Below are 14,676 nucleotides of genomic sequence, written 5' to 3'. Positions count from 1 at the left end.
GCTGTCGCAGGACATGCACCGGGACAAGGAGCAGAGCGCCATCCTGCGGTTCATGGCGACGGAGTACGTCTACCTGGAACTCGACGTCGAGACCATGGTGAACCGGCTCGGCGTCGGCCGCAACAAGATCAACGAGATCCTCAAGGCGGAGCTGGGCTACACGTTCTCCACGTACCTGAACAAACTGCGCCTGACCGAGGCCGCCCGCCTGCTGGGCGAGAAGGAAGACACCAGCGTGGCGGAGATCGCCTATTCGGTGGGTTACCGCAACGTGTCCTACTTCAACAAGCTCTTCAAGGAAGAGTACGGCTGCACGCCCAAGACGTTCCGCAAGCTGCGTGGCGACACGCCGGCCGACGCCGGATCGTAACACCGCTGCCGCCCGCGCCCTGCGGGATTTCGCCGGCCGGTTGACGGATTTCGTCTGCGGCCCGGCCTGGTGCGCGTTCGTAGAATGGTGCCGTCGCCTGAGCCGACAGCGGCGACGTTCGGCCCGCCGGCCGCGGGCGCGGCGCCGGCACCTCGTCCCACCGAACATCGTTGTCATCATCTTCGCCGTCGCGACGTCGCGGTGCACCTGCGTGAAGCCCCAGTAATAATGGTCCGGGTCGGCCAGGTAGGCGCGCGAGGCGCTGCTCAACGAGAAGGTCGGGAGGCCGCCGCGCAGGTCCACCGCCTGCCCCGGCACCCAGCCGCCCAGGCCGACCGTGTTGTCGTAGCCGGCGGTCTTCGCCTGCACGTGCTGCAGGTCGGCCTTGAAGGTCCACGCGTCGCTGGCGCGCGCCACGTGCCCGACCACGACAGGTCGCGCGTGTCCGAGTCGCGGCCGCTCGAGCGCGCGTCGGTGCCGAAGCCGAGGCCCGTGCCGAAGCCCGGGCCGCCGTTGGTCGCATCGTGCAGCGTGCCGGTCAACAGGGCGCCGCGGTCGTCGAACGTGGCGCCCGGGTCCAGCGACACGGTGGCTGGATTGGTCCCGCCGAAATACGAGTTCTCGCCCGTGTGCATCTTGTACTTCGAGCGCAGGAACGTCAGGTACGACATCAGGTTGCCCTTCTTCCACTGCACCGCGCCATACAGGCCGTCGCGGGTGCGCTCGAAGGTGTTCTGGCCCCAGCCGGCGCCCGCCGTGATCCAGCGCCGCGTGCTGTCGCCGGCGACGAGGTCGTCGCGCGAGATGTAGGGGCTGATCGACAGGCTGTCGCTCTGGGTCTCGATCTTCGAATGCGCGAGGTCGATCAGCACGCCGACCTGGCCGAAGCGCGTGTCCCAGCGGTCCGAATACAGGCCGGACAGCGATGGCGGCGACGTCTTCTTGCGCAGCGACGAGCCCGAGACGTCGGTCGAGAACGCGAACTTGCGGCCTTTCGAATCGAACGGCAGCGCGGTACGCAGGTTCACCAGGCCGCCGATACCGCCCTCGATCTGTTCCTGCGGACGGGTTCTTCTTGTAGATGTCCTTGACGGGCGATCAGCTCCGGCGGCACGTCCTCGAAGCTCAGCGCGCGCCCCCCATTGGCGGAAAACGCGTCGCGGCCGTTGAATTCCGAGCGCACCTGCCCCGCCCCGAGCCCGCGGATCGACACGGCGGCGCCTTCGGCGGCGAAGTGGGCGATGCCGTCGCCCACGCCCTGCGGCCGGTCGACGCGGTTCAGCGTGCGGTCGATCGTCACGCCGACCACGCGCTGCAGCACCTCCGTCACCGACTTGTCGGGCAGTTTGCCGATGTCGTCGGCGACCACCGAGTCGACGATCTCGTCGGAATTCTTCTTGATGTTCTGGGCCGACTCCAGCGCCCCGCGCTGGCCGTGGACCACCACGGTCGTCGTTTCGCTCTGCGCGAACGCGGCGCCGCTCGCCATCAGGACGAGCTGCGCGACACCGATGGCGATCGCTGTCTTGTTCGTATTCTTCACGTTGTTCCGTCTCCGTTTTCGTCTTGGATGAAGTCGCGGCCGCGGCGCCAGTGTGCCGCGCGCCGCGTCGGATCGGTCGCATGCCGATCCATTTCATTCTGCGTGCCGCGCCGTCGCGCGACAATGACGAATTTCCTCAAACACCCAATGAAAACAAGGGGCCGTTCATGGCGCCGCGGCGCAAAAAAGGGCGGCCGAGGCCGCCCCGAACCCACTCGATCGCGGGGAGGAGATGATGACAACGATGTTCGGTGGGACGAGGTGCCGGCGCCGCGCCCGCGGCCGCGCGGGCCGAACGTCGCCGCTGTCGGCTCAGGCGACGGCACCATTCTACGAACGCGCGCCCGGCCGGGCCACAACGAAATCCGTCAACCGGCCGGCGAAATCCCGCAGGGCGCGGGCGGCAGCGGTGTTACGATCCGGCGTCGGCCGGCGTGTCGCCACGCAGCTTGCGGAACGTCTTGGGCGTGCAGCCGTACTCTTCCTTGAAGAGCTTGTTGAAGTAGGACACGTTGCGGTAACCCACCGAATAGGCGATCTCCGCCACGCTGGTGTCTTCCTTCTCGCCCAGCAGGCGGGCGGCCTCGGTCAGGCGCAGTTTGTTCAGGTACGTGGAGAACGTGTAGCCCAGCTCCGCCTTGAGGATCTCGTTGATCTTGTTGCGGCCGACGCCGAGCCGGTTCACCATGGTCTCGACGTCGAGTTCCGGGTTGACGTACTCCGTCGCCATGAACCGCAGGATGGCGCTCTGCTCCTTGTCCCGGTGCATGTCCTGCGACAGCTGCTGGTAGGCGACAAGGGGAATGTCCCGGCGCATCTTGTCCTTCACCTCGCCGAGCAGGGCCCGGGTATGGCGCCGGAAGAACCACACGCCATACGCGGGCCAGGCGATGAGCATGAACAGCGCGAACAGGTACAGGTAGCGCATGTCGCGGCCGAGCAGGGTCAATTGCCTGACCTGGACCTTGGACACGGTGTCGAACGGACTCTGGAACGTGCTGCCGAACGAGAGCTTGGCGATCTTGTCCAGCCGGTAGTCCTGGCGCGACAGATTCAGCTTGTACGTGTCGTACCACCACTGGTCGGTCCGCAAATGCGCCAGGTCGAGTTCGATATGCTCGCCGTTCTCGTTACAAAAGAAGTAGGCATAAGGCAAGCGATAGGTGTCGGGTTTGCCCAGGACGGACACCTGGTCCTCGAACATGACGAGGCCGAACGCCAGCGTATTGGCCGGCGTGCACTTGACGTCGAAGGCAACGGCGCTGTAGCGCGACAGGTCAACGAACGCGGGCTTGCCGGCGCGATCGCGAAACGCCAGTTCCACTTTCGCGAACGGGTAATACGCGGCCTTCACGACCTTGAATTCGAAGCTCAGCGTGGCGGCATCGTCCGTCATCCTGACCGTCGAGCGCCCGTTGAACGGTATGTCGGAGCTGGCTTCGCTCCGCCACCGCAAGCCGCTGTCGGCGGCAGGCAACAGGGCCAGGTGAATATAGGTGCAGCGCAGGCAGACACTGCCGATGAGAACGCTCGCCACCACCAGGCAAAGCAACCATGCAATTGCCTTGTTATAAAAACTCTGCATTACGTATTGCAATCTCGACAAACACTCATTGACAGGCGCCGTCTGCGACGCCATGCCGGCCGGATGACCGTTATCGTCAATATAATGACAGGTGGCAGGTGTTTTTGTCGAGCAGCGAGCCTGGCGCGCCGGCCGGCGTCGCGTGCGCTACGATGCCAGCGCGGGCTCCGCGGCGGTGCTGCCGGCAGGCGCCGCCGCGCCGCGCCGCAAGCGTTCCTGGTATTCCCTCGGGGTACAGCCGAGCTCGCGCTTGAACACCGCGAGCAGATACTGCACCGTAGTAAAACCACAACGGTGCGCCACCTCGGTCACGCTGCATTCGCCGCGCGCCAGCAGCGCCGTCGCCGCGTCGAGCTTGAACCGCAGGATCTCGTCGTGCACGCTGCACCCCAACGCCTGCTGAAAATGGAACTCCAGGGTGGACCGGGACACGCCCACGTAGTCGGCCACCTGGTCGCCCTTGATCCCCTGGCACGCGTACTGGCGGATGAAATGCCGGGCGCGCATGACGCGCGGGTCCTTGATGGGCTGGTGCCCGCTCGAACCGAGCACATTGATCCCGGCCGGCGGCACGAGGATGCGCTTGCACTCCAGATAAGTGCCATCGATCAGCTGGTGCAAGATGCGGGCCGCGGTCCGCCCGATCTCGTTGGCACCCTGGATGACCGAACTGAGCGGCACACACGACAGCATGCGCGCGATGGGATCGTTGTCGATGCCGACCACGGCCACCTGCTCCGGCGCCGAAATATTAGCAACCTGGCAAGCCTGCAACAGTTGCCGGGCGCGCGCATCGGTGACGGCGATGATGCCGACGGGCTTCGGCAGGCTGCGCAGCCATTCGACCTGGCGCGCGACGGTCTCGTCCCAGGACAGCCCCTGCGCGTCTTCGCCGCGGTAGATCTCGACGTCGAATTTGTCGCGCTGCATCAGGCTGCGGAACGCCTTTTCGCGCTCCTGCGCCCAACGGTTTTCCATCGCGTCCGGCAAGGAAAACAGGGCGAAACTGCGCAGGCCCACATCGATCAGGTGCGTGTACGCAAGGTTGACGAGCTTGAAATTATCGGTCGCGACATAGGGTACATCGGCCGGATAATCGGCTTCGTCCGCGTACGATCCGCCCACGCCGACGACCGGAATGTGGCTTTTGGACAAGGCCCGCTCCACCGCCGGATCGTCAAAATCGGCGATGATCCCATCCCCTTCCCAGCGCGCGAGGCTGGGAAGGCGCAGACGGAAGTCGTCTTCCACGAACAGTTCCCACGCTGCCCGCTTGCTCGCGAGATAGGCGGCAATGCCCGCGATCACCTCGCGGTCGAACATTTTGTTGGCGTTGAATAACAAAGCAATACGATGCGCTTTCGTGACTTGCATATGCGGTTGTCTCCACGTTGCATCCTGTTCGGACGTCTGTTTGTGCGTCGCGTGCCGGGATGCCGGGGGAGCCGACCGCGTGCACGTACGCCGCAAAGTATATGGATCGGCGACCGAAACCCACGTGCAGTATTCTTTTCGATTCCTACGACGATGCGAAAAGTTGAAGTTTCGCGTACAAAAAATGTTATTTGGGCCGGGGGAACGGCGTGGCCCGCGCGCCGGCCATCCACCGGCGCGCGTTCCAGGAGTTTCCTGAGGGATAGCGTGGCGGTGGCCACCGGCGCGACGGCATCGGCCGGCCGGGTCGACCTCGACCTTGCTGTCGATGGCGATGGATTTGACGAAACCGCTGACGTGGAACCGACCGGCACGACATCGACGCGACGTGTGCAAATGACAACGAACGTCGCCAGGTCACGGGCAGACCGGCAGTGTCCGGCACCGTCCGGCAGGGGGCGGGGCTGCGGTCATTCGGGAGGGAAATGGAAAGGAGATCGTGAGGCGAGGACGTGAGTCGAACGGACGTCTGAACGGCTTTGCAAGCCGTCGCATAACCGCTTTGCTACCTCGCCGAAGACGATAGTACGTTTACCGCTGCGTTCCATCCTGCGCTGCATCAAGCAATCTCGCGCCCGCGCGCGGCACCAAGCGGTGGAATCCTGGTCAAACGGCCATGTACCTTCGAAAGGAACCCGCACGCCATGAACATTCTGTCCGAGATCCCGCCGAGCGAGCAGCGGCGCGAAGCCAGCACGTGGCAGGGCGGGCCGCGGCCGCGTTATCCCGAGACCAGCGTCGAGCACGCCCACGTCGACCTGGCGCTGAACGCCGCGCTGGGCCGCGCGACCGGCTACGTCTCGCCGGCCGCGCTGGCCGGCGCCTGGTTCGACTGGGCCAGCCACCTGCTGCTGTCGCCCGCCAAGCAGATGGAGCTGGGCGTGCAGGCCGTGAGCAACTTGCAGCGCTGGCTGCAGTACAGCGCCAGCGCCATGTTCGGCACGCCGGCCGAGCCCGTCCAACCGCTGGCGCAGGACAAGCGTTTCGACGATCCGCTGGGCATGCGTGGCCCTGGAACCAGCTCAGCCAGGGCTTCCTGCTGTCGCAACAGTGGTGGCACCGCGCCACCAGCGGCGTGCGCGGCGTGTCGTCGCACCACGGCGACGTCGTCACCTTCGTCGCCCGGCAATTGCTGGACGGCGTCGCGCCGTCGAACTTCATCGCCACCAACCCGGTGGTGCAGCAGGTCACGTTTGCCAGCGGCGGCCAGAACCTCGTACAGCGGCCCGGCTTCGGCACCGACACGCGGCGCGCTGGCCGGCACGACGGCGCCCGTCAGCCACCGTCCCGGACGCGATGTCGCCGTCACGCCCGGCAAGGTCGTCATGGAAAACCACCTCGTCGAGCTGCTGCGCGACGATCCCGTCACGCCACAGGTCCACGCCGTGCCGCTGCTGGTCGTGCCGGCCTGGATCATGAAGTACTACATCCTCGACCTCTCCCCGCAGAACTCGCTCGTCCGCTACCTCGTCGAGCACGGCCATACGGTCTACATGATTTCATGGAAGAATCCGGGGGCCGACGACCGCGACCTGTCGCTGGAGGATTACCGCCGCCACGGCGTGATGGAGGCGCTGGCCACGGTCGTGCGCGAGACCGGCGCGCCCCAGGTCAACGCATGCGGCTATTGCCTGGGCGGCACGCTGCTGGCGATCGCCGCCGCGGCGATGGCGCGCGACGGCGACGAGCGGCTGGCCAGCATGACCCTGCTCGCCGCCCAGGTCGACTTCACCGAGCCGGGCGAGCTGTCGCTGTTCATCGACGAGAGCCAGGTCAGCTTTCTCGAAGCCGTGATGTGGCAGCAGGGCTACCTGGACACGCGACAGATGGCCGGCGCCTTCCAGCTGCTGCGCTCGAACGACCTGATCTGGTCGCGCCGCCTGCGCCACTACCTGCTCGACATTCCCGACAAGGACAACGACCTGGCCTCGTGGAATGCGGACGCGACCCGCATGCCCTTCCGCATGCATTCCCAATACCTGCGCAACCTGTTTTTGCAGAACAGCCTGGCCAGCGCGCGCTACCTCGTCGATGGGCGCCCCGTGTCGCTGACCGACATCCACGTCCCCATCCTCGCGGTCGGCACCATGACCGACCACGTGGCGCCGTGGCGTTCCGTCTACAAGATCATTCCGCTGAGCGACACGCAGGTGACATTCCTGCTCACCTCGGGCGGGCACAACGCCGGTGTCGTATCGCCACCGGGCAAGCTGGGCCGCAGCTACCAGATGAGTACGCACGAGCACGACGGTCCCTATGTCGATCCCGACAGCTGGCAATCCGAAACCCGTGTACGCGAAGGCAGCTGGTGGCCGGCCTGGGAGCACTGGCTGGCGCGGCTCGCCGGTCCGTGGGTGGCGCCGCCTCCCGAGGGCCGCACCCTGCGCGACGCCCCCGGCCACTACGTGCTGCAGCCATGAGCCTGGCCGACGGGCGCAGCGGCTGCGCACCCCGCCGCGGCGCGCTCCCGGCCATCGGCGCCCTTCCTCCGATGGGCGCGGTCCGGGGGGCGTCAGTCCGGCAAGGCGATGCTTGCCGTTCCCGGACAGACGTTGCGCGCAAATTCGCGCGAAAAATCGATGCAGCCGCCGTCCGCATAAATGCCGCGGCCATCGCGCAGGCGCGACATGCGCGCGACGACCGTTGCCAGCGCGGCAGGGTTGGCCGCCGTTTCCGCCACCTTCGCGTCAACGATCGCCTCGTTCATGCGCAGGTCGCCCTCCGCATCGACATAGGTGCCGTGGCGCCAGTGATACATTTCGAGGCACTTGGCGACCAGGCTGTAGGGCCGGTCGCGCTGCCAGAAATTGCTGAACAGGCCATTGCCGAGGTAAATCACCCACGAACCTTCATAGCCCGACGCATCGGACGACAGCGCATCCGGATTGCGGAACCAGACGCGATCGCCCGGCACGTAATAGCGCGGCGGCAGCGGCGCTTCGAGGGAACCGTACTCGACCAGGAAGACGTCGTGGAAGGCGCCCGACTGGATGGCACTCGTCTCCCACTGGCGCTGCAGGGCGGCCAGCAGCGGCGGATCGACCCGTTCGAGTTCGCGGGCAATCCCGAGCAGCATCACGTATTCGCTCGCACGGTAGCAGGAAAACGCGTACATCTGCCCATTGCCCGCGTCCGGCTGGGTGGCGAGCGTGAGCGCTTCGATCAACGGCTGCCCGGGCAGGATCGTGAAACCGCGGTCCTCGTCATACGTCCAGTGGCTCCGCGGGCGGTTCGCTTCGGCCGTACCGAACGCGAGCTGGGGTGGCACGCGCCGCGACGACGATGTTGCGGCGGATCGCGATGGCCGACAGGAACTCGGCGGCGCTCGCAAAACGCAGCGTGCGCGGCGCGGCGAGCAGCGCCAGCACGATTTCGCGTTCGAGGTGGACGAGATTCGCGGCCGTGTCGAGGCCGAGGTCGCGGCACAGGTTCAGCGTGTCGCCATCGTCGACGAGGGCGTGCGCGGCCTCCGTCGACAGCGCGAACCCGCGGCCGGGCCCGGTGGGGGCGAGATAAGGCAGTAAAGCGAGCTCATCCAGCTTGTCCAGTACCTTGCGGCGCTGCACCGGATCATCCGGGATGAGGTCAAGGCCACCTGTTTGCGGCGGGGCGAGTTCCGGGAACGCGGCTAACTTCACGGTGCAACGGCCTCTAAAAAAGGACGAGAGAAAGGGCAAGAAATGCTTCCGATACGCAACAATCACGGTACGCCGCGAAACTCAGGCGAAAATTAAGATGTCCGCCGCGAACATTACAGTTTGGAAAGGCTGAGCCTGTCTTGCATATCCCGTACCGCTTTTGACCGGGCTCAAACGCACCGGTCGACGCCGGAAGCCGTCCGTGCGGCCGCCCGCTGCCCAAAGCCCGGCGCCGGCCGGCGTCACCCCTCGAGCAGCGCGTCCAGCACGGTCCGATCCGTGTCACGGTTCAGCAACAGCCGCGCCTGCGCCGGCGTGACGAGGTGGACCGCCTGCGATTCCCCATCCCATCTGCGCCGGGTGGCCGCCGATCCGCCGCGCGACGTAGAAGCGCGTGAACGTCTGCGTGCGGGAAAAGTCGCCGAGCCAGGCCGTCAGTTCCACGTGCAGGCCGGATTCTTCCCAGACCTCGCGGATGGCGGTCGCCTGCAGCGTCAGCCCCGGTTCGACGCGCCCCTTGGGAAACGTCGGCCGTATAGCCGCCGAACGCGTTCGACGGCGCCACGAGCCAAGTCGGCCGTCCGCCTCGCGCACGACGGCGCCGGCCGCCGCGTGCCTGCCGGCCGGCAGCACGAAAGGTGGTTCGTCGAACGCCGGCGCGGCGCCCGTGCGGCGGCAGGCGTCGTCGACGGTCGCCCGCGCGCACGGGGCCAGCGGCACGCCGTCCAGCATGCCGGCGCACACGCTGCCGGGCACGAAGGTCAGCGCGGCCTGCGGATCGGCCAGGCCGTCGAGGTTCGCTTCGCACGACGGCGCGTGCAGGCGCACTTTGCGGCCGTCGTCGTCCGGTTGCGGATGCCAGGTCCAGGTCGTGTCCATGTCCGTGTCGAGCGTCGTTGCGATGGCGCCGACTATAGCAGCGCTGCCGCGTAAACATTGCACATATCATCCAATCGAACGGCGGCCTCATGCGCAATTTGCCAGAATGGCGGACGAGGCGACGCGATGCACGCGCTACCGCCGTTGCCTCGCCTTCATATTGACTCAACGAGGAAACCATTGCGCCTACCCCTGATCCCACCGGCCGAACTCAGTGTCGAACAAAAGAGCCTTTACGACCACATGCGTAAAGGCATTGCCAGCAACTTCAACGCCTTCAAGTCCGAACGCGAGGACGGCGCCCTGATGGGACCCTGGAACCCGTGGCTGCACGAACCCGCGATCGGCAAGGCGATCTGGGACCTCACGCTCGCGATGACGGCCAATGCAGCCCTGCCCGACAACGCGCGCCAGATCGCGATCCTCGTCGTCGGCGCCCGCTACAACGCGGCCTACGAACTGTATGCGCACGTCGCCGTCGCCGAACACGAAGGCATGTCCGCGGCGCGGCTCGCGGCGCTCGTCGCGGGCCAGAAGCCCACCGACCTGACGCCGCAGGAAAACGTCGCATTCGACTTTTCGTACGCCCTCGCGCGCGGCGGCGTCCTCCCGGAACCGTTGTACCGGCTGGCCGTCGCCACGTTCGGCCAGCACGGCGCCAACGAGCTGATCTACCTGGTCGGCCTGTACGCGCTCGTGTCGACGACGCTGAACGGTTTCAACGTACCGGTGCCGGAACGTGAATAAGCGCGACGAAAGCATGCTGCACGAGGGTACGCGAGCGCCCGCCGAGCACCGAAGCCCTGCGCCACCGAGTTCGACAGCATCGCCCTCGTGCTGCAGGGCGGCGGCGCGCTCGGCGCCTACCAGGCCGGCGTGTACGAGCGGCTGCTGGAAGCGGGCGTCGAGCCCACCTGGGTGTCCGGCATTTCGATCGGCGCCATCAACAGCGCGATCATCGCCGGCAATGCGCGCCAGGACCGCGTGCCACGGCTGCGCGAGTTCTGGGAACTGGTCAGCGGCGGCGGCGACGGCATCGTCGGCGACACGTGGACCGGTGTGCCGCTCGTCGACACGCTGCATGCCTGGGTCAACCAGCTCGCGGCGGGCCGCGTCCTCGTGCAGGGCGTGCCCGGCTTCTTCGAGCCGCGCCTGCCGCCGCCGTTCCTCACGTGGCCCGGCGCCGGCGCGACCAGTTTCTACGACACGGCGCCGCTGCGCGCGACGCTGGAACGCCTCGTCGACTTCGACCGCATCAACGCGCGCGAGACGCGCCTGTCGATCGGCGCCGTCAACGTCAGGACCGGCAACTTCGCCTACTTCGACAACGCGAGCGAACGCATCGGCCCCGAACACGTCATGGCCAGCGGCGCGCTGCCGCCCGGCTTCGACGCGATCGAGATCGACGGCGAACGCTATTGGGATGGCGGCATGGTATCGAACACGCCGCTCGACTGGGTGCTGTCGGCGCGCTCGCGCCTGCACACGCTCGTGTTCCAGGTGGACCTGTGGAGCGCGCGCGGCGAGGTGCCGAACGATCTCGCCGGCGTCGCCACGCGCATGAAGGAGATCCAGTACTCGAGCCGCACGCGCAACGCCACCGACGCGTTCCGCCGCACCGAAAAGCTGCGCACGGCGTTCAACGAACTGCTGGCGCAAATGCCGCCGGCGCTGGCCGCCACGCCGCAGGCCAGGCTGCTGGCGGAAGCGTCCGACCGCGCGCTCTACAACATCGTCGAACTCGTGTACCGCTCGCCCACGTACGAAGGCCAGTACAAGGACTTCGAATTCTCGCGCCGGACCATGACGGAGCACTGGCAGGCCGGCTACGCGGACGCCACGAAGACGCTGGCGCACAAGGAGATCTTCAGGCTGCCGCGCCTCGAGGACAACCCGGCCCTCCACGATTTCCTGACCGCGCCCACGCACCCCATCCCCCTACCCTCTTCCGACAAGGACAACCATGAACATGCAGGATAAAGTCGCCGTCGTCACCGGCGCCGCCAGCGGCATCGGCAAGGAAATCGCCAGGACCTATTTCGACCACGGCGCCAAGGTCGCCATCGCCGACCTCAATCTCGCCGCCGCGCAGGCCGTCGCGCGCGAGTTCGATCCGTCCGGCGCGCGCGTCGTCGCCGTCGCGATGGACGTGACCAACGAAGAACAGGTCGACGCCGGCATCGCCCTCGTGGCCGACAAGCTCGGCGGCATCGACGTGCTGGTGTCGAACGCCGGCATCCAGATCGTCGCGCCGGTCGACGAATTCAAGTTCGCCGACTGGAAGAAGATGCTCGCGATCCACCTCGACGGCGCCTTCCTCACGACGCGCGCCTGCCTGAAGCGGATGTATGCGCAGGGCCGCGGCGGCACCGTCATCTACATGCGGGTCCGTGCACTCGAAGGAAGCGTCCGTGCTGAAGGCGCCGTACGTCGCGGCCAAGCACGGCCTCGTCGGGCTGGCCAAGGTCGTCGCCAAGGAAGGCGCGGCCCACGGCGTGCGCGCCAACGTGATCTGCCCCGGCTTCGTGCGCACGCCGCTCGTCGAAAAGCAGATCCCGGAGCAGGCGAAGGAACTCGGGATCAGCGAGGACGACGTCGTGAAAAAGGTGATGCTGAAGGAGACGGTCGACGGCGAATTCACGACCGTCGAGGACGTCGCGCACACGGCGCTGTTCCTCGCGACCTTCCCGTCGAACGCGCTGACGGGCCAGTCCATCGTCGTCAGCCACGGGTGGTTCATGCAATGACGGCGTCAGCCGTGCGCCCGTCCAAATTCGTTATGAATATACTTTCTATCAAAACGAGTTACCCAGAAAAAATAAGCTGGCATTCTAGGCGGGCGCGCGGTCATGGATAATGGTGTTCGGTCTTCCCGTAGAAAATTCATCAAGTTCACCGTGATCGCCGGGGTCGGCGTCTGGCTGGCGCCCTTGCACGGCGACGCCCTCTCCGCGCTGTTCGAGGAAAACATCCTGACGCCGGTGAAGCCCGATGGCGCCGCCGGTCCGGCACGTTTCCGGATCGACGGCACGGCAAAGGTGACGGGCAAGAAGGTATTTGCCTACGATATCCGCGCGCGCAACATGCCGCACTGGCCGCAACAGCAGGCCCACGCGTTCTTCGTGCGCGCCACGCGTACCGATCGCCTGTTTACCGGCCTCGATCTCGCCCTGCTCGACCCCGACCTCAAGCCGGACCGCATCGTGACCGCGGAAGACCTCGCGCGCGACGGCTTGCGGTTTCCCGATTTCTACGGCGACGACATGCTGCTCCCGGCGGGCAAGCAGGCGGCCTATCTGGGCCATGCGGTCGCGATCCTGATCTATCACGATTTCAACCGTTTTCGCTTCGCCAAGAACAAGGTGCAATTCCAGGAACGGGTCGTCGTGTACGGCGATCCGGCCGCGCCGCAGCAGCGTGACCCGTGGGGCGCATTCCGTTATGTGCGCGTGGGCGGCGGCACGCCCTATGACGACGACGCGTTCTCCAGTCTCAAGAACAGCCCGCTTTTTCCCTCCGAAAAAAAGGTACCGCGCAAGACCGATGTGACCCTGAAGGACCAGGGGCCGGACGGCATTGCCTACGGCGAGCGGATCGCGCAGGAACTGGCCGCGCCGCCGGGCGACTGGCTGATCCTGAAACGCGACTACTTTTCGCAGTCGACCGATACGTCCGCCCTCGAACCGGACAACGCGAACGGCTGGTACGACGCCGCGACGCAATCGCTGCATCTCGTGCTGGCCACGCAGTCCCCGCAGGAAGTGATGACCGCGGCGGTCGAGATGGTGAAGAAAAGCCGGTTTCCGCTGAAGCAGCTGTTCATCCATCCCTGCTACACGGTCGGCTATGGTTCCAAGGACCACTGCAACGTCCCGTATTACGGCCTGGTCGCGGCATTGTACGGCGACGGCAACCCGGTCCGATTCGCCAACGACCGCTTCGAGCATTTTCAGACGGCGCTCAAGCGGCACAGCTTCAAGATGCATTACGAGATCGCCGTCGACCGGAAAACGGGCCTGTTCCAGACCCTCAAGACGGACTTCGAAGCCAACGGCGGCGGGCGCGCGAATTTCTCGCCATCGGTCGCGATGGTCGCCGCGACCGCCGCGCAATCGATCTATTATTTTCCGAAAAACGACTGCACGACGACGGCCGTCTACTCGCGCGCCGTCGACGCCGGCTCGGCGCGCGGCTACGGCACGCTGCAAAGCATGAATGCGACCGAAATGGCGGTCGACGAGATCGCCCAGATGCTGGGCATCGACGCGATCGAGCTGCGCCTGAAGAACGTGCTGAAGTCGGGCATGAAGAACACGCAGGGCGCCGTTCCCGCGGGCGCCGTGCGTGCCGACGAGGTGCTGGAACGGGCGCGCCTGCATCCGCTGTGGACCGAACGGGCGAAGCGCAAGCAGGCCTACGAGCTCGCCCATCCTGGCCAGCGCTACGGCGTCGGGTTCGCCTGCGTGCAAAAAGATTTCGGCACCGGCGCCGAAGCGATCTTCGCGCGCGTGGAATTGTCGCCCGAAGGACGCATCGCGCTGCATCACATCGGCGTCGATATCGGCACCGGCATGGCGACGTCCCAGGCCGTCGTGTGCGCGCGCTGGCTGGGGCGGCCGGCCGACAGCGTGCGCACGGCCGTCACCGAGTGGGACGAGCTGCCGCTGACGACCAGCGGCGACACCTACCTGATCAAGCAGGCGGAACAGGACAAGTTCGCGAGGGACCCGATGTGGACGCCCGCGGCCGTGTCGCCGTCCAGCGCCTCCAATTCGGCGTACTTCTTCTCGCACGGCACGAGCGAGACGGCCAGGGTCGTGTTCGAACACGGGATCTGGCCGGCCGCGATGGCCATCTGGTCGGGCGGCTACGCCGGCGGGCAGGCGGCGTCGTACGTCGTGCGGCGCGAGGATGCGCGCTGGGAAAACGGCAAGCTCACCGCCAACGGCATGGAACCGTTGTCGCTGGAGCAGCTGGCCAGCAAGGCGCACGAACTCCAGCTGGTGACGGCCGCCGTCGGCCACGCGTTCAACCGCTGGCAGTGGGCCGAGGCGGATTTCGACGTGCATGGGGAGACCGTGCGCCGTCCGCTCGACGGCCTCGCGGTGCGCTACGGCGGCACCGACAAGTTCACCGTCATCGGGCGGCGCAACGTCTTCTTTCCGGCCGCGCAGCGCAACAACGCCGGCGTGACCTATTACAGCGCGATCGGCACGCTCGTCGAGCT

11 protein-coding genes, 1 tRNA gene and 4 pseudogenes are annotated in these 14,676 nt (G+C 66.4%); 9 read left to right on the top strand and 7 right to left on the bottom strand.

The window, feature by feature from the left end; genetic code table 11:
- A partial coding sequence (locus tag ACWNCF_RS04155) for a helix-turn-helix domain-containing protein (RefSeq protein ID WP_449406129.1) occupies nt 1-370 on the top strand: 370 nt, incomplete at its 5' end.
- Nucleotides 371-636: 266 nt separating this feature from the next.
- On the opposite strand, the gene ACWNCF_RS04150 is transcribed toward ACWNCF_RS04155, so the two are convergent.
- Nucleotides 637-1,398: a hypothetical protein gene (locus ACWNCF_RS04150; protein WP_449406128.1), complete on the bottom strand. Its 762-nt coding sequence runs from the start codon at nt 1,396-1,398 to the stop codon at nt 637-639.
- Complete coding sequence (locus ACWNCF_RS04145; RefSeq protein WP_449406127.1) at nt 1,395-1,913, bottom strand: TonB-dependent receptor plug domain-containing protein; 519 nt, start codon at nt 1,911-1,913, stop codon at nt 1,395-1,397. The genes ACWNCF_RS04150 and ACWNCF_RS04145 overlap by 4 nt, the downstream gene beginning before the upstream one ends.
- Nucleotides 1,914-1,936: 23 nt before the next feature.
- Here ACWNCF_RS04145 and ACWNCF_RS04140 point away from each other — a divergent pair, with 23 nt between their 5' ends.
- On the top strand, nt 1,937-2,149 hold the full coding sequence (locus tag ACWNCF_RS04140) for a hypothetical protein (RefSeq protein WP_449406126.1): 213 nt from the start codon (nt 1,937-1,939) through the stop codon (nt 2,147-2,149).
- A gap of 176 nt (nt 2,150-2,325) precedes the next feature.
- Here the strand turns inward: ACWNCF_RS04140 and ACWNCF_RS04135 are convergent, their stop codons facing one another.
- The 3 genes from ACWNCF_RS04135 to ACWNCF_RS04125 all read right to left on the bottom strand — a co-directional run bounded on the left by ACWNCF_RS04135 (nt 2,326) and on the right by ACWNCF_RS04125 (nt 5,447).
- A complete protein-coding gene (locus ACWNCF_RS04135; RefSeq protein WP_449406125.1) occupies nt 2,326-3,552 on the bottom strand; it encodes a helix-turn-helix domain-containing protein in 1,227 nt (408 codons plus the stop codon).
- Between the two features lie 93 nt (nt 3,553-3,645).
- Complete coding sequence (locus tag ACWNCF_RS04130; protein ID WP_449406124.1) at nt 3,646-4,872, bottom strand: XylR family transcriptional regulator; 1,227 nt, start codon at nt 4,870-4,872, stop codon at nt 3,646-3,648.
- Nucleotides 4,873-5,374: 502 nt separating this feature from the next.
- Nucleotides 5,375-5,447 (bottom strand) — tRNA-Cys (locus tag ACWNCF_RS04125).
- A 129-nt stretch (nt 5,448-5,576) separates the two neighbouring features.
- Between ACWNCF_RS04125 and ACWNCF_RS04120 the strand changes: the two are divergent.
- The 3 genes and pseudogenes from ACWNCF_RS04120 to ACWNCF_RS04110 form a co-directional block, all read left to right on the top strand.
- Nucleotides 5,577-5,744 (top strand): annotated as a pseudogene (locus tag ACWNCF_RS04120) (hypothetical protein); the annotation flags it as partial.
- 11 nt (nt 5,745-5,755) lie between these two features.
- Nucleotides 5,756-6,094 (top strand): annotated as a pseudogene (locus tag ACWNCF_RS04115) (hypothetical protein); the annotation flags it as partial.
- A 163-nt stretch (nt 6,095-6,257) separates the two neighbouring features.
- On the top strand, nt 6,258-7,352 hold the full coding sequence (locus tag ACWNCF_RS04110; protein WP_449406130.1) for a PHA/PHB synthase family protein: 1,095 nt from the start codon (nt 6,258-6,260) through the stop codon (nt 7,350-7,352).
- Nucleotides 7,353-7,444: 92 nt separating this feature from the next.
- Here ACWNCF_RS04110 and ACWNCF_RS04105 read toward each other — a convergent pair.
- Nucleotides 7,445-8,570: pseudogene (locus tag ACWNCF_RS04105) on the bottom strand (hypothetical protein).
- Between the two features lie 282 nt (nt 8,571-8,852).
- Complete coding sequence (locus ACWNCF_RS04100; RefSeq protein WP_449406123.1) at nt 8,853-9,512, bottom strand: NUDIX hydrolase; 660 nt, start codon at nt 9,510-9,512, stop codon at nt 8,853-8,855.
- 180 nt (nt 9,513-9,692) lie between these two features.
- Between ACWNCF_RS04100 and ACWNCF_RS04095 the strand changes: the two genes are divergently transcribed.
- From ACWNCF_RS04095 to ACWNCF_RS04080, 4 genes and pseudogenes are all read left to right on the top strand, one after another.
- Complete coding sequence (locus tag ACWNCF_RS04095; RefSeq protein WP_449406122.1) at nt 9,693-10,196, top strand: carboxymuconolactone decarboxylase family protein; 504 nt, start codon at nt 9,693-9,695, stop codon at nt 10,194-10,196.
- Nucleotides 10,197-10,283: 87 nt separating this feature from the next.
- Nucleotides 10,284-11,429 (top strand): patatin-like phospholipase family protein, encoded by a 1,146-nt coding sequence (locus ACWNCF_RS04090; RefSeq protein ID WP_449406121.1) that lies wholly within the window; start codon nt 10,284-10,286, stop codon nt 11,427-11,429.
- Nucleotides 11,413-12,196: pseudogene (locus ACWNCF_RS04085) on the top strand (3-hydroxybutyrate dehydrogenase). Before ACWNCF_RS04090 ends, ACWNCF_RS04085 begins: the two are co-directional and overlap by 17 nt.
- Before the next feature lie 102 nt (nt 12,197-12,298).
- On the top strand, nt 12,299-14,676 hold a 2,378-nt coding region (locus ACWNCF_RS04080), incomplete at its 3' end, for a xanthine dehydrogenase family protein molybdopterin-binding subunit (protein ID WP_449406120.1).

It is taken from the genome of Massilia phosphatilytica (genome assembly GCF_977014125.1).
The sequence above is the reverse complement of the archived record's forward strand: the minus strand, read 5'-3'. Positions and strand labels throughout refer to the sequence as shown.